This window comes from Mycolicibacterium aromaticivorans JS19b1 = JCM 16368, from assembly GCF_000559085.1.
In the GTDB taxonomy this organism is placed as follows: Bacteria; Actinomycetota; Actinomycetes; order Mycobacteriales; family Mycobacteriaceae; genus Mycobacterium; species Mycobacterium aromaticivorans.
Genome location: NZ_JALN02000001.1, coordinates 5,054,971 through 5,071,370 on the forward strand (window position 1 = coordinate 5,054,971; position 16,400 = coordinate 5,071,370).

General features: G+C 67.2%; 18 protein-coding genes. 16 read left to right on the top strand and 2 right to left on the bottom strand.

The annotated features are described in order from the left end of the window. The first annotated feature begins 3 nt into the window (after nucleotides 1-3). Genes Y900_RS24100 through dtd form a run of 7 tightly spaced genes read left to right on the top strand, consistent with a single transcriptional unit; the run spans nucleotide 4 to nucleotide 7,639 of the window. Complete coding sequence (locus tag Y900_RS24100; protein WP_036347676.1) at nucleotides 4-921, top strand: acyl-CoA dehydrogenase family protein; 918 nt, start codon at nucleotides 4-6, stop codon at nucleotides 919-921. Further along, a complete protein-coding gene (locus tag Y900_RS24105; protein ID WP_036344894.1) occupies nucleotides 918-1,838 on the top strand; it encodes a Gfo/Idh/MocA family protein in 921 nt (306 codons plus the stop codon). Before Y900_RS24100 ends, Y900_RS24105 begins: the two co-directional genes overlap by 4 nt. Beyond that, nucleotides 1,835-3,001: an acyl-CoA dehydrogenase family protein gene (locus Y900_RS24110; RefSeq protein WP_036344895.1), complete on the top strand. Its 1,167-nt coding sequence runs from the start codon at nucleotides 1,835-1,837 to the stop codon at nucleotides 2,999-3,001. Before Y900_RS24105 ends, Y900_RS24110 begins: the two co-directional genes overlap by 4 nt. Beyond that, on the top strand, nucleotides 3,001-3,957 hold the full coding sequence (locus Y900_RS24115; RefSeq protein ID WP_036344897.1) for an acyl-CoA dehydrogenase family protein: 957 nt from the start codon (nucleotides 3,001-3,003) through the stop codon (nucleotides 3,955-3,957). Before Y900_RS24110 ends, Y900_RS24115 begins: the two co-directional genes overlap by 1 nt. A gap of 19 nt (nucleotides 3,958-3,976) precedes the next feature. Continuing rightward, nucleotides 3,977-5,689 carry a thiamine pyrophosphate-binding protein gene (locus Y900_RS24120; RefSeq protein WP_036344898.1) on the top strand — a complete coding sequence of 571 codons (1,713 nt, stop codon included), beginning with the start codon at nucleotides 3,977-3,979 and terminating at the stop codon, nucleotides 5,687-5,689. Nucleotides 5,690-5,716: 27 nt separating this feature from the next. Further along, nucleotides 5,717-7,153, top strand: coding sequence for an aldehyde dehydrogenase family protein (locus Y900_RS24125; RefSeq protein WP_036347677.1), 1,437 nt, complete (start codon nucleotides 5,717-5,719; stop codon nucleotides 7,151-7,153). Nucleotides 7,154-7,207: 54 nt separating this feature from the next. After that, nucleotides 7,208-7,639: a D-aminoacyl-tRNA deacylase gene (dtd, locus tag Y900_RS24130; protein ID WP_036344900.1), complete on the top strand. Its 432-nt coding sequence runs from the start codon at nucleotides 7,208-7,210 to the stop codon at nucleotides 7,637-7,639. A 28-nt stretch (nucleotides 7,640-7,667) separates the two neighbouring features. Here dtd and Y900_RS32040 read toward each other — a convergent pair whose 3' ends face one another. Together Y900_RS32040 and Y900_RS32190 are read right to left on the bottom strand one after the other, a co-directional pair. Beyond that, nucleotides 7,668-8,159, bottom strand: a complete 492-nt coding sequence (locus tag Y900_RS32040) for a hypothetical protein (RefSeq protein ID WP_051660235.1) — start codon at nucleotides 8,157-8,159, stop codon at nucleotides 7,668-7,670. A gap of 13 nt (nucleotides 8,160-8,172) precedes the next feature. Then, nucleotides 8,173-8,772, bottom strand: a complete 600-nt coding sequence (locus tag Y900_RS32190) for a hypothetical protein (RefSeq protein WP_131536267.1) — start codon at nucleotides 8,770-8,772, stop codon at nucleotides 8,173-8,175. 139 nt (nucleotides 8,773-8,911) lie between these two features. Here Y900_RS32190 and Y900_RS24145 point away from each other — a divergent pair, with 139 nt between their 5' ends. The 9 genes from Y900_RS24145 (at nucleotide 8,912) to Y900_RS24185 (ending at nucleotide 15,919) form a co-directional block, all read left to right on the top strand. Next, on the top strand, nucleotides 8,912-9,604 hold the full coding sequence (locus Y900_RS24145) for a response regulator transcription factor (RefSeq protein WP_036344903.1): 693 nt from the start codon (nucleotides 8,912-8,914) through the stop codon (nucleotides 9,602-9,604). After that, on the top strand, nucleotides 9,601-11,067 hold the full coding sequence (locus Y900_RS24150; RefSeq protein WP_036344905.1) for a sensor histidine kinase: 1,467 nt from the start codon (nucleotides 9,601-9,603) through the stop codon (nucleotides 11,065-11,067). Before Y900_RS24145 ends, Y900_RS24150 begins: the two co-directional genes overlap by 4 nt. Nucleotides 11,068-11,228: 161 nt before the next feature. Next, nucleotides 11,229-11,753 carry a TetR-like C-terminal domain-containing protein gene (locus Y900_RS24155; protein WP_051660466.1) on the top strand — a complete coding sequence of 175 codons (525 nt, stop codon included), beginning with the start codon at nucleotides 11,229-11,231 and terminating at the stop codon, nucleotides 11,751-11,753. A gap of 439 nt (nucleotides 11,754-12,192) precedes the next feature. After that, on the top strand, nucleotides 12,193-12,396 hold the full coding sequence (locus tag Y900_RS32195) for a hypothetical protein (RefSeq protein WP_131536269.1): 204 nt from the start codon (nucleotides 12,193-12,195) through the stop codon (nucleotides 12,394-12,396). Next, the gene (locus Y900_RS24165) at nucleotides 12,393-12,881 is read left to right on the top strand and encodes a DUF421 domain-containing protein (protein WP_036344907.1); all 489 of its coding nucleotides are present in this window, start codon (nucleotides 12,393-12,395) and stop codon (nucleotides 12,879-12,881) included. The genes Y900_RS32195 and Y900_RS24165 overlap by 4 nt, the downstream gene beginning before the upstream one ends. Further along, on the top strand, nucleotides 12,874-13,299 hold the full coding sequence (locus Y900_RS24170) for a MarR family transcriptional regulator (protein ID WP_051660236.1): 426 nt from the start codon (nucleotides 12,874-12,876) through the stop codon (nucleotides 13,297-13,299). The genes Y900_RS24165 and Y900_RS24170 overlap by 8 nt, the downstream gene beginning before the upstream one ends. Before the next feature lie 65 nt (nucleotides 13,300-13,364). After that, a complete protein-coding gene (locus tag Y900_RS24175) occupies nucleotides 13,365-13,922 on the top strand; it encodes a hypothetical protein (protein WP_036344908.1) in 558 nt (185 codons plus the stop codon). 10 nt (nucleotides 13,923-13,932) lie between these two features. Then, nucleotides 13,933-14,700, top strand: coding sequence for an alpha/beta fold hydrolase (locus Y900_RS24180; RefSeq protein WP_036344910.1), 768 nt, complete (start codon nucleotides 13,933-13,935; stop codon nucleotides 14,698-14,700). Nucleotides 14,701-14,767: 67 nt separating this feature from the next. After that, entirely contained in the window at nucleotides 14,768-15,919 is a 1,152-nt protein-coding gene (locus Y900_RS24185) for a phosphatase PAP2 family protein (protein ID WP_081845221.1), read from the top strand. The last annotated feature ends 481 nt before the right edge of the window (nucleotides 15,920-16,400 follow it).

Genomic DNA, 16,400 nt, shown 5'->3' on the forward strand with positions numbered 1-16,400 from the left:
GGGATGGTGCTGGATCTCAGCGAGGATGCCAGAGAGTTCGGGCATCAGGCACTCCGGGCTTTCGAGGCCGCAGGCGGTGACCAGCTGGTGCAGCAGGCCGAGGCTAAACCAGACCTCCGGGAGTCACTTGTCGGTCCGATCCTGACCGGGTTGGGCGCGTGGGAACTCGACCCTCGCACCGACCCGGACAGTCTGGAAGCCGCCGCGGCTCTGTGCCGCAGCGCAGGCTACTGGGCGCTGCCGTACCCGGTGGCCGAGCGCCTGGCCGCCCCCACCGACCTCGACGTCGACGGCCTGGTGGTCGTAGCAGGTATCCGTCCGATGGCGACTCTGGCCGGACTCGAAACCCGTTGGGCAGCAGTGACCCTGGCCGGCGAACGAGCCCACGTGGCCGGCCATGCCGAGGACGGCCCGGCGTTCGTCACCGGGCTGCAGCTGGCGGCGATCGACGAGAACGGCACCGGGGATATCGCCCTGGCGCTGACACTGCAATGCTGGACGCTGCTCGGGATGCTGGATCGTGCGATCGAGCTGACCGTTGCTCATGTGAGCCTGCGCAAGCAATTCGGCCAGTCGCTATCGGGCTTTCAGGGAGTGCAGTTCCAGCTCACCGACGCCGAAGTCGAGCGCAGCGGGTTGGATATGCTCGCCAAGTACGCGCTGTGGAGCATCGGAAGCGACAGCCCCGACGCGTTGAACGATGCTCTCGCCCTCCGGATGTCGGCTCTCGAAGCCGCGGAGATCGTCTTTCGGGTGTGCCATCAGCTGCACGGTGCGGTGGGGTTCTGCGACGAGACGACGCTGTCGTGGCTCTCGCGCCACAGCCAGCCGCTGCGGCGGCTCCCATCGGGCCTGTCCGCGACGCGAGACCTGCTGACACGCAGGGTGGGCGGGGCCGGATTGAAAGGACTTTTCGCGTGAAGGTCGTTGTCATCGGCACCGGCTTCGGAAAGCACGCTGCCGCTCCGGTCTACTCGAGTCTCGGCCTCGACGTCGAGGTGATCAGCCCACGTGACGAGTCCGCGGTGCAGCATGCGATCGCATCCGACGACGTCGATCTGGTCTCGGTGCACTCGCCACCGTTCCTGCACGTCGATCATGTGAACGCCACCATCGATCACGGGCACCCCGTGCTCTGCGACAAGCCGTTCGGCCGCAACGCCGCCGAGGCCGAGGCGATGCGTGACAGGGCAACGGAAGCCGGAGTGCTGAACTTCCTGAACTTCGAGTTCCGGTTCGCCGAGGCGTGGGCGAAGCTGAAACAGCTGGCCGACGATGGAACGATCGGGGCGCCAGTGCATCTGAACTGGACGTTCTACGGCAGCGGACTACGCGGACGCGAGTACGGCTGGATCAACGATCGTGAGCGCGGTGGCGGTTGGATCGGCGCCTACGGCTCGCACCTCATCGACTACACGCGCTGGTTGTTCAACAGCGAGGTGGCCGACTGCCGGGGTGTCACGCGTATCGATGGTTCGCCGCCCGAGGCGACCGCCGAGGATGCGTACTCGGCCTGGTTCAGGATGACCAACGGCTGCACCGCCGCACACGACACCGGTTTCGCCGGGGCGGTTCCGCTGGCACCGCGGGCCACGCTGCTCGGCAGCGCCGGCTCCATTGAGTTGACGGCCGACACGACACTGGTGGTGTACCGGCCTGGTGAAGATCCGCGGACTCATCAGTTTCCGCCAGCGCCACGGCGGTCGCCACCGCCGGCGTTGTCGTCGTTCCTCGGCGCGGTCGTCGAGGCGATCCGAAGCGGCACGCAGATCGCGCCGTCGTTCGACGACGGTGTGGCAGCCGCCCATGCCATGGACCGGCTGCGAGTCAAGCCATGACGAGCCCGGACGAGTTTCGCGAGCATGTCCGCGCGTGGTGCGTCGCGAACATCCCCACCGACTGGCGGGCTACCCAAACCGGCGCCAGCGAAGCTGAATTCGTGGCTTTCCAGAAGGCGTGGTTCGCCGAGCTGCACGCTGCCGGGTTCGCGGTGCCGCATTGGCCCGCCGAGTGGGGTGGCGGCATGCCCGTCGACGAGCAGATCGTGCTGTACTCCGAACTGGCCGCCCACGACGCGCCGCGGCTGGTGCTCGCGTTCGTCGGTATCCACCATGCGGCGTCCACGCTGCTGGTCGCGGGAACCGACGAGCAGCGCCGCCGGCATCTGCCCGCGATTCTCGATGGCGAGATCTGGGTGCAGGGTTTCAGCGAGCCCGAGGCTGGATCGGACCTGGCCAGCCTGCGCACCACCGCCCGGCGCGAGGGCGACACGTTTGTCGTCGACGGTCAAAAGCTCTGGGCCAGCGGGGGATTGCACGCCGACTGGTGCCTGTTGCTGGCCCGCACCGATCCTGGCGCCCCGAAACGCGACGGCATCTCGTACTTCCTGATGGACATGACCAGTCCGGGCGTCGAGGTCCGGCCGATCCGCAACGCCGTGGGCGACTCGCACTTCTGCGAGATCTTCCTCGACGGTGTCGAGATCCCGGCCGCGAACCTGATCGGCACCGAGAACCAGGGCTGGCAGGTCGCGCAGGCCACGCTCGGCGCCGAGCGCGGCATGACGATGCTGGAATTGACCGAGCGGCTGGCGAACGCGGGCTTCCGCCGGCTGGTGCAGGCCTGCTCGCCAATCACGGATGCGCGAGTCGCCGATCGCCTGGCGCAGTTCGAGATCGAGATCGCCGGGCTGCGTGGACTGTGTCGGGACCTGGTGCTCAGCCATGACACCGGGGGTGTCGGCGCGGCAGACGCCTCGGTGGTGAAGTTGTTCTACAGCGAACTGCTGCAGCGGATGACCGACTTCGGCGCCGAGATCGGCGGCCTGGCCGCCCACACCACACTCGTCAAACCCGCGTCCAGCGGCTGGGAGTCCGGGGCGTGGGTGCTGGACTTCATCGGCTCCTGGGAATGGACGATCCCGGGCGGCGCCAGCGAGATTCAGCGCACGATCATCGCCGAACGCGGGCTGGGCCTGCCGCGAGAGCCGAGTAGCGTGTGATGGCCGCAGAGACATCAGAATTCGACGAGTTCCATGGCGAGCTGCGTTCGTTGGCGGCTGAGCTGTTGGCCAAAGACCGCGCCGTCGCCTGGCCGGTGCTGGCCGACGCGGGGTGGGTCGGGCTCGAGGTGGCCGAGCACCTCGGCGGTGCCGGCGCGACCTTCGCCGAGGTGGCGGTCATCTGCGAGGAGCTGGGTCGCGCAGCCAGCACCACGAGCTTTCTCGGCAGCGCCGTGCTGGCCGTCGGGGTGCTGAATGCGCTGGAGCCCAGCGAGTTCCGTGATCGGCTGCTGGCCGAGATCGCGTCGGGCGACACCCGGGTAGCCGTCGCGTTCGAGCCGTTCGATTTCGTGCCCGATGCCGAGGGTGCCGACACGGTCTTGGTCGTCACCGACGCCGGGGTCACCGAGGCGACGGTGAGCATCACCCCGCAGCCGGTACTGGATGAGACGCGCCGCCTGGCCCGCGTCGCGGTCGAACGCCCAGGAGCAGCACTGAGTTTCGTCGACGAGTCCGCCGGCCGCCGGCTTCGCGACCGGGCTGCCGTCGCCATCGCATGCGACAGTCTCGGCGTGGCCGAAGCCATGCTCACCGCGACCGTCGACTACGCCAAAGTGCGGCAACAGTTCGGCAGGCCCATCGGCTCGTTCCAGGCCGTCAAGCACGCCTGCGCTGACATGTACGTCGCGATCTCGGTGTCGCGCCAATTAGTCAGTGCTGCAGTACACGCCATCGCACTCGATCAGCGCGATGCTGCCGTGAAGGCCTCGATGGCCAAGTCGTACGCGTGCAGCACCGCTGTCGACGTGGCAGGCAAAGCCATGCAGCTGCACGGCGGCATCGGCTACACGTGGGAGAGCGGCATTCACGTCTACCTCAAGCGGGCCGCGCTGAACCGTTCGCTGTTCGGCTCGCCCGCGTCCTGTCGCCACGAGCTTGCTCAACGTTATCTATAGAGAAGTCAAGGAGTTTCGCATGGGTGTTCCCGTTTACAAACGCATTCTCGACCTGTTCGAGGCCGAGGGTGTGAACACGTTGTTCGGCATCCCCGATCCCAACTTCGTGCACATGTTCACCGAAGCGGACGCCCGCGGTTGGTCGGTTGTGGCGCCGCACCACGAGCTGAGCGCCGGATTCATGGCCGAGGCCGCATCCCGGATGACGGGCAAGCCCGGCCTGTGCATCGGAACGCTCGGCCCGGGCATGGCCAACATCGCAGGCGCCATCCAGTGCGCACTCGTCGAGAACTCGCCGGTCATCTTCCTGGGCGGGCAGCGGGCCCGGGTCACCGAACGCCGGGTGCGGCGCGGACGTATCCAATTCGTCCAGCAGGAACCGCTTTTCGCCGCATCAGTGAAGTACAGCAGCTCCATCGAGTACGCCGACCAGACGGACGAGATCATCCACGAGGCCATCCGCAAGGCGATGTCCGGCACCCCCGGCCCGACCTACGTCGAATTCCCCTCGCACGTCATCCTCGAAGAGCTCGACGTCGATGACGCGCCGCCGCCGTCGTCCTACCGGTTGGTGAACCAGGGTGCGGGCTCCCGTGAGGTGGCCGAGGCGGCGACCCTGATCCGCGAAGCCAAGAGCCCCGTGCTACTGGTCGGTCACGGGGTGCACACCTCCAGAACCCAGCAGGAAGTCAAGGAGCTCGCCGAGCTGATGGCGTGCCCGGTGATCCAGACGTCCGGCGGTACATCGTTCGTCCCGGGTCTGCAGGACCGGACGTTCCCGTACCTGTTCTCCCCGGCCGCCAATGAAGCCGTCGAAGAATCCGACCTGTGCGTGGCGCTGGGCACCGAACTCGGCGAACCCATGCATTACGGCCGCACCCAGCACTGGGCTGCCAACAACGCGACGCGCAAATGGGTGATGGTCGAGCAGGACCCGACCGCCATCGGCGTCAACCGGCCCATCGACGTGGCGCTGGTCGGTGACCTGCGCGGTGTGGTGCCACAGCTGGTCGAGGCGCTACGGGACACTCCTCGCGCTCCGTCGGCCGCCCTCGAGACGCTGATCAAAGCCGACGTCGCCGAGCTGGCGCGGGTGGCGGAGGAGGCGCCGAGCGGACGCACCCCGGTGCACCCGGCCCGGTACGTCGTCGAGGCGACCAAGGCGTTCGACGAACTCGACGACGGGATCCTGGTGCGCGACGGCGGGGCGACGGTGATCTTTCAGTGGACCTATTCGCAGACCAAGCCGCGCGATGTGATCTGGAATCAGAACTTCGGTCACCTGGGCACCGGCTTGCCGTATGCCGTCGGTGCCTCGGTGGCCGAGGGCGGTAACCGCCCGGTGATGCTGCTCACCAGCGACTCGGCGTTCCTGTTTCACATCGCCGAGTTGGAGACCGCCGCTCGGCAGAACGTGCCGCTGGTGTGTGTGGTCGGCGTCGACCATCAGTGGGGTCTCGAGGTTGGCGTGTACAAGCGGACCTTCGACCAGCCGTCGCCGCAACCCGGCGTGCACTGGAGCAAGGATGTCCGGATGGACAAGATCGCCGAGGGTTTCGGTTGCCACGGCGAATATGTGGAGAAAGAAGAGGAGATCGGCCCAGCGATCGCCCGCGCGTACGCGAGTGGAAAAGTCGGCGTGGTGCACGTGTGCATCGACCCGAAGGCCAACTCCGAAGAGATGCCCAAGTACGACCGATTCAGGACCTGGTACGCCGAAGGCACCCAATAACCCACCCGGATTGAGGAGGATGTGATCATGCGTGAATATTTGAAGTTCTACATCGATGGCCAGTGGGTGGATCCGGTCGAGCTGCGGACGCTCGACGTCGACAACCCGACGCTCGAGCAGGTCGGCGGCACGATCGCCATCGGCAGCGACGCCGACGTGGACAAAGCGGTCAAGGCGGCCCGCACGGCATTCGGCACGTGGTCGGTCAGCTCCAAGGAAGACCGCCTCGACGCCTTGCAGACGATCCTCGACGAGTACCAGAAACGTCTGAAGGATCTCGCCGATGCGGTGCACGAGGAGATGGGCGCCCCTCCGACGCTGGCCGCGGGGCCGCAGGTGATGATGGGTCTCGGTCACCTCTCCACTGCCATCGACGTGCTGAAGAACTACAGCTTCGAAACCGAGCGCGGCCAGACCATGGTGGTCAAGGAGCCGGTCGGGGTGTGCGGCCTCATCACGCCGTGGAACTGGCCGATCAACCAGATCGCCTGCAAGGTGTTCCCGGCTCTGGCCGCCGGGTGCACCATGGTGCTCAAGCCGTCCGAGGTCGCGCCGTTCTCCGGGCAGATCTTCACCGAGATCATCGACGCCGCAGGGCTTCCCGCGGGTGTCTACAACATGGTCTTCGGTGACGGGCCGGGCGTCGGCGCCGCGCTGTCCAGCCATCCCGGCATCGACATGGTGTCGTTCACCGGCTCGACCCGGGCAGGCATCGAGGTGGCGCGCAACGCCGCACCCAGCGTCAAGCGAGTCAGCCAGGAACTCGGCGGAAAGAGTCCCAACATCGTGCTCGACGACGAGGCGTTCGGCCAGAGCGTCGCGGCCGGCGTCGCGGTGATGATGATGAACTCCGGGCAGAGCTGTAATGCGCCATCGCGCATGCTGGTTCCGAACTCGCGGATGGATGAAGCCGTGGCGGTGGCGAAGGCCACCGCAGAGGGAGTGAAGGTCGGCGATCTGTCCGACAGCTCGGCCATCGGGCCGGTGGCCTCCCGCGCGCAGTTCGAGAAGGTACAAGGCCTCATCGAGAAGGGCATCGCCGAGGGAGCGAAGGTGGTGGCGGGCGGTCCGGGCCGTCCTGAAGGCCTTGACACCGGCTACTACGTGCGTCCGACGGTGTTCGCCGACGTGAACAACGACATGACGATCGCCCGCGAGGAGATCTTCGGACCGGTGCTGTGCATCCTGGGTTACGACAACCTGGACCAGGCCGTCGAGATCGGCAACGACACCGATTACGGCCTCTATGGGTACGTCTCCGGTGCCGACCTGGACCAGGCGCGTGCGCTGGCTCGGCGTATCCGTGCCGGCGCCGTCGCGATCAACCACGCGTTCGACATCAAGGCCCCCTTCGGCGGGTACAAGACCAGTGGCAACGGCCGGGAGTGGGGCGAAGAGGGTTTCGCCGATTTCCTGGAGACCAAAGCAATTCTCGGGTACGCGCCGGTGGGCACCGGGGAGTAGCTCGTCTCCTGGGCGGCATCGTCGACACGACGCCACGCACTAGCATCGGCAGCCATGCGGGTGCTGGTGCAGCGGGTGACGTCGGCGTCGGTGTCGGTGGATGGAAAGGTGGTCGGGGAAATCCGGCCGTCCGGTCAGGGCCTGCTGGCCCTGGTGGGCGTCACCCATTCCGACACCGACGCCATCGCTCGCCGGCTCGCCGAAAAGCTATGGCAGTTGCGGATTCTCGACGATGAACGGTCCGCGGCCGACATCGGCGCACCAATCCTGGTGATCAGCCAGTTCACCCTGTACGCCAACACCGTGAAGGGGCGCAGACCGACCTGGAACGCGGCCGCGCCGGGCACCGTCGCCGAGCCGCTCGTCACAGCCTTCGCCGATGCGCTGCGGGAGCTGGGCGCCCACGTCGAAACCGGCGTGTTCGGTGCCGACATGGCGGTGGCGTTGGTCAACGACGGCCCGGTCACGGTGCTGCTGGAGCTGTGACCGCCCGCTCCGGCGGCGGTGAGGCTGGTCATGAAATCTGTTGGCGCAGAGCCTCATAGGCGCGGCGACCCCGGGCGAACGTCGCGGCGTCACCTCCTTGATCGGGGTGATGCCGGGCCGCGAAGCGCCGCCAGGCTCGCCGGAGGTCCGCGGCACCGAAATCGGTGCTCAGTCCCAGGATGATCAGGGGATCCGTCGGCGGTGCAGGCAGCGCCATCGACGGACGAGGCCGCGCTGTGCTCGCGTCGGAAGACGAGTCGCGCTGAGGGCTGCGGGGCGCAGCTTTCTTTCCCGCAGTCTTCTTCCCAGGCGCCTTCTTGGCGGTCTTCTTGGCCGCTGACTTGTGCTCAGCCTTTTTCGCCGGAGCCTTTTTCACCGCCTTCTCGGCCGGGTGCTTGTGCGGGGGATGCTTGCCGGGCGCCTTCTTCGCCGCCGCTTTGCCGGGCGCCTTCTTCGCCGCCTTTTTGGCAGCCTTCTTGGCCGGAGCCTTCGACGGGGACACCCGTGCGAGTTCGTTCATGACCCCGTTCTATCTACCGAGCCTGGCCGTCAGCTGACCGTGAGGGACTCGGCGGGGTCGCCGGCCGTTCGGCGGGCAAGGGCGATGCCGGGGCATTCGCCGTAGCCGGCGGTGGTGGTGGCGAGTCGCCACCACTTCTATCAGGGGTGCCAACCGGTGGGGCTTGCCCCGGCATGGGGTTCATCGGTCCGGGTCCGCTACCGGGCAGCGGTGGGACGGGCGGCGCGGGGCGCTCCCGATCCCACGGCTGCGGCGGCGCCGGCGGCGGTGGTCGGCGGTCGCCCGGCCCCGGGATGGGCGGTGGCGGCGGGGGAAGCTTGTCAGCCCCCGGCGGGTTGGCGCGGGGCGCGGGATCCGCGGCGGTGCCGACGGTCAGCGTCAGGAACGGTTGGGTGCTGAAGGCGGCGCCCCCCAGAAGGCCGACGGCCAGACCGATCAGTCCGGCTGCGCCGAGGGCGATCATGCGGTGCCGCCGATCACCATTTTCGTCGCGCTGGCGGGGCGGGCTGGACGGGGGAGTCGCGGGCGGTTGCGTCTGGGGCGCATCGGGGCCGTCCAGCGATGCGTCGCCCCGCGATTCGCGGTGTTCTGGCTGGGTGTCGTCGTTCATCATGAGCTCACCTTCGGTCTGGATTCGTTGATGAGGCCGAGGGTAGGAACGCGCGATGAAGTCAGCCTGAAGACGACGGGGCGAAGCGCACATCTTCATTTTCGCTTCAGATAGCGCGCGACGCGTCCGACACAATGAATGCATGCCCGGCGTCGTAGAGGAGCAGGCCACCGCCCGAGTTCTGGTGGTGGAGGATTCCGACGCGATCCGGGAGATGGTCGTCGAAGCGCTGCACGCCGCCGGATACGCCGCCGACGGCCGAGCGGACGGGCACGCCCTGGAAGAGTTCCTCGACGGCTACCGGCCGGATCTGGTGATCTTGGATGTCATGATCCCAGGCCGCGATGGCTTCGCGCTGATCGACATCGCCAGGGCATGGAGTGACGTCGGGGTCGTCATGTTGACCGCGCTCGACGGTCTGCCCGACCGGCTTCGCGGACTCGACGGTGGCGCCGACGATTACATCGTCAAACCGTTCGAGATGTCGGAGTTGATATCTCGGGTGGGTGCCGTCCTGCGAAGGCGCGGCCGCATTGCCTCTGCCGTCACTGTCGGTGATCTGATCGTCGACCGTGGTGCCGGTGTCGCGGCGCGCGCCGGACACCGATTGAATCTGACCGCCACGGAACTCAACGTGCTCAACTTCGTCCTGGACCAGCGTGGCCGCATCGTCAGCGCAGCCCAGATCTTGACCGCTGTCTGGGGGTATGACGCCTACGACGACAATCTGGTGCACGTACACATCAGCAGCTTGCGTCGCAAGCTCGAGGCGTACGGCCCCCGTCTGATCCACACCGTGCGTGGAATCGGGTACCGCCTGTACTCCACGCCATGACCCAGACGTCAACTGCCACACCATCATTGCGCCGACGCCTCGTGCTGGCGGTGCTCGGACTGCTGGCCGTCCTGGTCACTCTGCTCGGAGTGTCGGTAGACGTGGTGATGGGTGTGCAGGCGCGCCGCGATCTGCACGACCGGCTGATGGCCACCGCCGCGCGTGCCGACAGCCTCGACCGCGCCGGGGTCGCGCCTGACCAGCTCGTCGCCCAGACCCAGGGCGGCGGCATCCGGGCTCGGCTGATCACACCCGACGGACACAGCTACGGCGACGCAAGCCTTCCGTCAAACGGTCAGGGCGTCCTGACACCACCACCCCCGCCGAGCCCGGCCGGTGGCGGTCCGCCGGGCCCACCCGGTGGTGGGCCGCCGCCGAAGCCGCCGTTGCCGCCACCGCCAGAGCAGGCCACCGCGACGGCCATCACGCATCCGTTACCCGACCGCAGCTTGCTCGTCTTGGTTGCCGACACCACAGCGACAACGGTCGTCCTCGGTCAGTTACGCATGATCATCATCGTCTCGGCACTTCTGGTACTGCTCATCGCGAGCGCAGCCGCAACCGTGCTCATCAGATCCGCTATGCGTCCCCTGGACAGACTGACCGCGGTGGCCGGCGCGATCACCGCCGGTGACCGTGGCCGGCGCCTGCATCCGGATCGGCCGAACACTGAACTCGGCCGGGCTGCAACGGCATTCGACAATATGCTGGATGCCTTGGAGCAGTCCGAACACCGCGCCCGGCAGTCCGCCACCGACGCCGCCGACGCAGAGAAGGCAACGCGACAGTTCCTGGCGGATGCCGCGCACGAGCTGCGCACTCCGATCGCGGGCATCCAGGCCGGGGCCGAACGAATCATGACGACGGCGAGCCAGACCGCAGGTGCTCAGTCGGATCAGCAGCGCCATCGCGCGCAGCTCGTGCTGACCGAGACGCGCAGAGCAGGCCGGCTGGTCGCCGACATGCTGGACCTGAGCCGCATCGACAACGGATTGCATATCGACTGGCAGGCCTGTGATCTGGCGATCATCGCCGATCAAGAACGGGACCGCGCCGAGATGTTCAGCCCCTCGATCACGATCATCCGGACAGGACCGGCCACCCTGCCGATCCTCACCGACCCCCAGCGCGTCGCACAAATCCTTGCCAACCTGACCGAGAATGCGCGCCGATATACACCCGACGGGGGAACCGTCACAATCGATCTCAGCCGAACTGCCAGTCGCGCCGAGATCATCGTCAGCGACACCGGCCCCGGCGTTGCCGCCGCCGAGCACGAGCGGATCTTCGAACGGCTGGTGCGGCTCGACGCGGCTCGCAGCCGCGACCACGGCGGTGCCGGTCTGGGCCTGCCGATCGCCCGCGGTCTGGCCCGCGCTCTTGGCGGAAACCTGACGTGCGTACCCCGCGGTACCGGGGCCCACTTTCTACTGTCGCTGCCACTCAGCCGGCCGACCAACTGACCGTCACTGTGTGTGCGGGACTTGCGCGGGAATCTGATCCGAGCCCCCCGGCAGAAGTGGTTGACTGGCAGCTGTCGAACGGCAGGGATGGAGGTCGACCAATCGAAGGCGATTCGGAGCATACTGACGCCGGCGTCCCCGACGACGTCCGGCACATTGTGATGAAAGCCGCCTACGACGAGCTGACCCGGTGGGGCTTGGAGCGATTCGACATTCCGGCCATGTGCTCGCGGCACAAGATCGACGAAGCTCTGGTCACCACATACTGGGGGGACGGCAGCCGGCTCGCCCTCGAAGCGCTCTTGTTCTGGAGCAACGACATCCTCACCGCACCCGACACCGGATCGCTGCGCACCGATCTGCAGGCCCTGGCCACGGTGGTGGCCCAACAGGTCAACGACACGGTCGGTCGCAGTCTGCTGCGGGCATTGGTGGTCGACGACCGCGCCGCTTTCGCGGACGACACCCGGATGGCGTTCTGGATGCGGCGGTTCGCGAGTATCCGGTCGGTGTTCGACCGGGCCGCGGCACGTGGCGAGCTGCGCGACGGCGTCGACACGATCGCCGCGATGCAACTCGTCCTCGCCCCGATCAACGTGCGTGCCCTCTACACCCGAGAGCCGATCGCCGAGCACTACTGCGCCGCGATCGCCGACCTGGCCTGGCATGCCGTTGCGAAGCATTAGGCCGCGGTCGAGCCGCAGACACCAAGCCAGCGGCGAACCGACCTGCACGTCGGCGACCACCGCTTGGCCGGCCAGCCATCGCCGGGCCCGGGACCAATGTGATGGCGTGAGGCTGACCCGTTGGATCTCATCTGTCCTGCCCGGGATTCGCCATAGCGGTTGTCGCTGAGCACGGTGTCCATGCGTACCGTCAGAAAACAGTTGTCTCTGCGCAACTAATCTAAGCGCTCGATGAGGCCTCGATTAGGGTGTGCCCGCTGCCGGCATGCATCGCCGCTGACCGGGTATGCGCACTCCATGCATCGCCCGGCGTATGGGACGGGAAGCCATCACCGTCGATCAACCCGACGACATCGCAAAGGCATGGGACGGGAGTGCTTGGTCGATGACCTGCTGGCGTCGCTTGTTCCGGTCGGTCCCGCGTTCTCAGGAGGCTGACGTGGCGCCCGCGTGGGTGACGGTGCTGTCATGGGGTGCGCTGGCGTTGGCCGGAATCAGACCTCTGATCACCGTTTTCGACATCTACGCACGCGGTTACCGGCAGCGGATGCGCGTGATGGAGGCACTAGGGCCGGTGACCGGACTGTACTTCGGTCCAGTCGCAGTGTGGTTGATCAGACGAGGGGTCAAGGAAGCGATGTGAACGGCTGGGAGCACGCGCTGATAGGCGACTGGCACCAAGCGCCGTGGGCGGCTGCCAAGGCGTTGACACTGTTCGTCACGGCTGCAGCGGCGTTTCGCTTCACCCAACGTCGTGCGATCGCGGAGTTCACCCCGTTCGATTGGGTCACCGCAGTCGCAATCGGCGCAGTCGTGGGCCGGACCGCTACCGCGCCCGACACCGCATGGCTGACCGGAGCCGCGGCGCTGGCGACGTTGATCGCGGCGCATGCAGCGGTCGTCCGGATGCGGTTCGTCCCGGCCTTGAGGCGCATTGTGGATCCGCCGCTCCGCGTGCTCATCCGCGATGGCGAGGTCGACGAGCGAAACCTGCGGCGCAGCGGGCTGACTCGCGCCGACCTCGACGCGGTGCTGCGACAGCACGGCCATCTCAGCCCGCGGCACGTTCATCTGGCACTGTTCGAAGAGAAGGGTGTGGTGTCGGTGCTGGCCGCGAAGGATGAGTGACGAGCGTGGCCGGAACATCGACGAAGAGGGGCCCTCCGAAGCCGTCACGGTGCCACAGCTGCGGGTGTTGGTGATGATCGACACCCAGGGCCCGCTGAACCTTGCTTCAGTCGCCGCGGCGCTGGACATCAGCCCGTCGAACGCCAGTCGGATCTGCGATCGGCTGATCAAAGCCGGCTTCCTGCACCGGCAGGACTCCGCGGCGGACCGGCGCAACATATCGCTGGCGCTCACGACCGAGGGAAGGCAACTGGTCCGCAAAATGAACCGGCACCGCCGGCGCGCCATTACCCGGGCGCTGCGTGCGATGAGCGCCACGGAGCGGCAGTCGGTGGTCAACGCAATGGACACCTTCGCGGTCGCGGCCGGTGAACCGGCCGACGATGCCGGGCTCAGCTTGGTGTGGCCGCCGGGCTGACACGAACCGATTTGTTACCGGTCCGCGCTCTTGGGTCCACATCAGACGTGAGAACGTAGACCTCTATGCAATCGCACAGCTTCGTCACCTATGAGGAATTCGGGCGCCGGTTCTTCGAAATCGCGGTGACCGAGGAGCGGGTGGCTGCCGCGTTCGCCGAGATCGCCGGCGGCGAATTCGAAATGGGCCCGATGGCCCAGGGGCCTGGTGGCCTGGCCAAGGTCACCGCCAAGGTGAGAATCCAACAGCCGACCGCGCGGCGCAGCGTGGGCGACACCATCACCTTCAACGTGCGCATCCCGCTGGTGATCGAGCTGATCGTGGACCTGAGGGTCGACAAGCAGCGGTTCAAGGTTGATGGCGATATCGCGCTGCGGGCGACTGCCCGCGCGGCCGAACCGCTCACCCTGGTCATCGACGTCGCGAAGCCGAGGCCCTCTGACATCGCCGTGCATGTGACCTCGAAATCGGTGCGCGGCGAGATCCTGCGGATCGTGGCAGGCGTCGACACCGAGATCCGTCGCTTTGTCGCGGCATACGTCGCGGACGAGATCGACAGCCCGGCCTCGCAGCAGGCAAAGGTCATCGACGTCGAAGAGGCTGTTGCCTCAGCCTGGGACTGAGGAGACGGCAGTGCGATTCGTCCTCGTCCACGGCGGCTTTCACGCGGGCTGGTGCTGGGAGCGGACCGTCGCCGAATTGAACCGACTTGGCCACGAGGCGGAGGCGGTCGATCTGCCGGGGCACGGCACCCGCGTCGACGACCCGCTGACCGAGTGGACCATTCCGTGTCGCCGTGACGCGATCCTCGCGGCGATCCGTCCCGGCGACGTGCTGGTGGGCCATTCCGGCGGCGGTTTCGATGCGACAGTGGCGGCCGATGCCGCCGTTGAGGCCGTCAGTCACATCGTCTATCTGGCCGCAGCGCTGCCCCGGGAAGGTCGTAGCTATCCCGAGGCGATGGCGATGCGCAACACCGAAGACGGTGAATTCGACGGCGATGTCGGGGAGATGCTCGGCTATCTGCACTTCGACGACGAGGGGGCGATGACCTTCGCCGACTTCGGCGGTGCATGGCGCTACTTCTACCATGACTGCGACGAGACAACCGCCCGGTGGGCGTTCGACCGGCTGGGTCCGGAGAAATTCGGAGCGGTCAACGACACTCGGGTGTCGCTGCCCCGATTCTGGGCTGCCGAGCTGCCACGCAGCTTCATCCGCTGCACCGAGGACCGGTCGATGCCCCGGTGGCTGGCCGACAGCGTTAGCGAGCGACTCGGGGTTGAGCAGCTGACCATCGAAGCGTCGCATTCGCCGTTCCTGAGCCGCCCGGCCGAGCTGGCCGAGTTGCTGGTCCACGCGACCACCACCCGTCCGATCGGCCCGCTACAGCCGGATTGACGGCGTCTGAACGAAATCTTGCGTAAAGCGGGTAACCCCATGCGATGAACGGGTTGAGTGGACGGCGATGACCGCCGTCGACGTCGAGCCCGAAGCTCCGCAGCGCGATCCGGATCCGCACACCAACCGGCTCGCGCTGATACGACGCATCGCCATTGTAATCTGGCTCGCCGGCATCGTATCGTGGACTGCCACAAACGGTTTGGCGCTCAATCGTGAACTCGTGCTGCTCTACGTGTGTTCCGGGCTGCTGGCCGCCAGCATCGGTAGGCGCCGGGTGTTGCTGATCGTGCGGGACTGGTTGCCCTTCGCCGCCGTGCTGATCGTCTACGACCTGAGCAGGGGAGCGGCCGGGCTGATCGGCACCCCCACCCAGTGGGTGTGGCAGCCGGAGGTGGATCGCCGGATGTTCGGCGTGGTGCCCACCGTGTGGCTTCAGGAACACCTCAAGATGCCGTCCCCGCCCTGGTGGGAGGTGGTGATCAGCACGGTGTACATGTCGTTCTTCATCCTCCCGTACGTGGTGGCGGGTGTGTTGTGGTTGCGCGACCGGGCGGAGTGGAAGGCGTTCGTCCGTCGTTTTCTGGCGCTCTCGTTCGCGGCGCTGGCCATCTATGCGGTGCTGCCCGCCGCGCCGCCCTGGGCGGCCGCCCGCTGCGAGCCGGCCGACGTCGCAGGCGGTCCGTCCGCACCGCCATGCATGTTCGGCCCGGTGCCGCGTGCCGACGGCGGGCTGCTGGGGCCGGTGACCACCCAGCACCCGGGAGCCAACGACGTCGTGGAACGGATCTCCAGCCGAGGGTTTGGGATGCTTCATCTGGACGTGGCCCGCGCCCTGCTCGACGAGGGTCAGGCCAGCGTGAACCTGGTCGCGGCCATTCCGTCGCTGCACGCCGGCCTGTCGGCGATGATCGCGGCATTCCTGTGGGGACGGGTCGCACGGCGCTGGCGGCCGCTGCTGGCCGGCTACGTGATGATCATGGCGTTCACGTTGGTGTACGCGGCTGAGCACTACGTCATCGATCTGCTACTCGGGTGGTCGCTGGCCGCGGTGACGGTGCTCGTGGTCCGGCGTTACGAACGCCGCCGGCTGGCTGCGGCGGGACCGGCCGGTGAAATTGAGTGGCCGACCGACAGCGCTGAGCTGGGTGAGAACGTCCTCGACGCGTGCCCTGGGCACCTCGGCCCGCCACTGCGGGAGGCTACTGGTCAGTTGTAATGAGCTGGGCCCCAACGACAGACTGGTCAGAGTCAGGCCACTCGCCAGTTCCGGGAGCCGGACCGGGTATGACGGCAACCGCGTCGGCAACGCCCACCGACGCCGAGTGGTGCGCAGCGCCCGCGGGTGCAACCACAACGTGGAGCCGTCCAACTCCACATCCACCTCCACACTGCCGAGCCGGGGGTGGCGAGTCCAGCGCAACCGCGCGATGCCGTCGTCGTCGACATGGCCCGACAATCTGGGCAGCGACTCCGAGAACACCGCGTTGAGCGCCTGGGTGGAGACGACCATGGTCACCTCCACCGGGGCGGCCACCAGCACCGGTGGGACGCCCGGCTTCAAGTGCACATTGTGCAGAACCATCGAGGCGCCCTCGAAATGATGCTTGCCCCAACGGATGTCGGTAGCGGTGATCCGGACGTCGTTCAGCTGGCCGACGGCAAGCCCACGAACGTCGAGGCGCGAGTTGAATTCGGTG

What these genes read in the sequence shown, in the direction of transcription:
- Y900_RS24120 (WP_036344898.1), top strand. Translation starts at nt 3,977, where the DNA reads ATGGGTGTTCCCGTTTACAAACGCATTCTCGACCTGTTCGAGGCCGAG.
- Y900_RS24170 (WP_051660236.1), top strand. Translation starts at nt 12,874, where the DNA reads ATGAGTGACGAGCGTGGCCGGAACATCGACGAAGAGGGGCCCTCCGAA.
- Y900_RS24150 (WP_036344905.1), top strand. Translation starts at nt 9,601, where the DNA reads ATGACCCAGACGTCAACTGCCACACCATCATTGCGCCGACGCCTCGTG.
- Y900_RS24145 (WP_036344903.1), top strand. Translation starts at nt 8,912, where the DNA reads ATGCCCGGCGTCGTAGAGGAGCAGGCCACCGCCCGAGTTCTGGTGGTG.
- Y900_RS32190 (WP_131536267.1), bottom strand. Translation starts at nt 8,772, where the DNA reads ATGATGAACGACGACACCCAGCCAGAACACCGCGAATCGCGGGGCGAC.
- Y900_RS24175 (WP_036344908.1), top strand. Translation starts at nt 13,365, where the DNA reads ATGCAATCGCACAGCTTCGTCACCTATGAGGAATTCGGGCGCCGGTTC.
- Y900_RS24125 (WP_036347677.1), top strand. Translation starts at nt 5,717, where the DNA reads ATGCGTGAATATTTGAAGTTCTACATCGATGGCCAGTGGGTGGATCCG.
- Y900_RS24110 (WP_036344895.1), top strand. Translation starts at nt 1,835, where the DNA reads ATGACGAGCCCGGACGAGTTTCGCGAGCATGTCCGCGCGTGGTGCGTC.
- Y900_RS24100 (WP_036347676.1), top strand. Translation starts at nt 4, where the DNA reads ATGGTGCTGGATCTCAGCGAGGATGCCAGAGAGTTCGGGCATCAGGCA.
- dtd (WP_036344900.1), top strand. Translation starts at nt 7,208, where the DNA reads ATGCGGGTGCTGGTGCAGCGGGTGACGTCGGCGTCGGTGTCGGTGGAT.
- Y900_RS24115 (WP_036344897.1), top strand. Translation starts at nt 3,001, where the DNA reads ATGGCCGCAGAGACATCAGAATTCGACGAGTTCCATGGCGAGCTGCGT.
- Y900_RS24185 (WP_081845221.1), top strand. Translation starts at nt 14,768, where the DNA reads ATGACCGCCGTCGACGTCGAGCCCGAAGCTCCGCAGCGCGATCCGGAT.
- Y900_RS32040 (WP_051660235.1), bottom strand. Translation starts at nt 8,159, where the DNA reads ATGAACGAACTCGCACGGGTGTCCCCGTCGAAGGCTCCGGCCAAGAAG.
- Y900_RS24155 (WP_051660466.1), top strand. Translation starts at nt 11,229, where the DNA reads ATGAAAGCCGCCTACGACGAGCTGACCCGGTGGGGCTTGGAGCGATTC.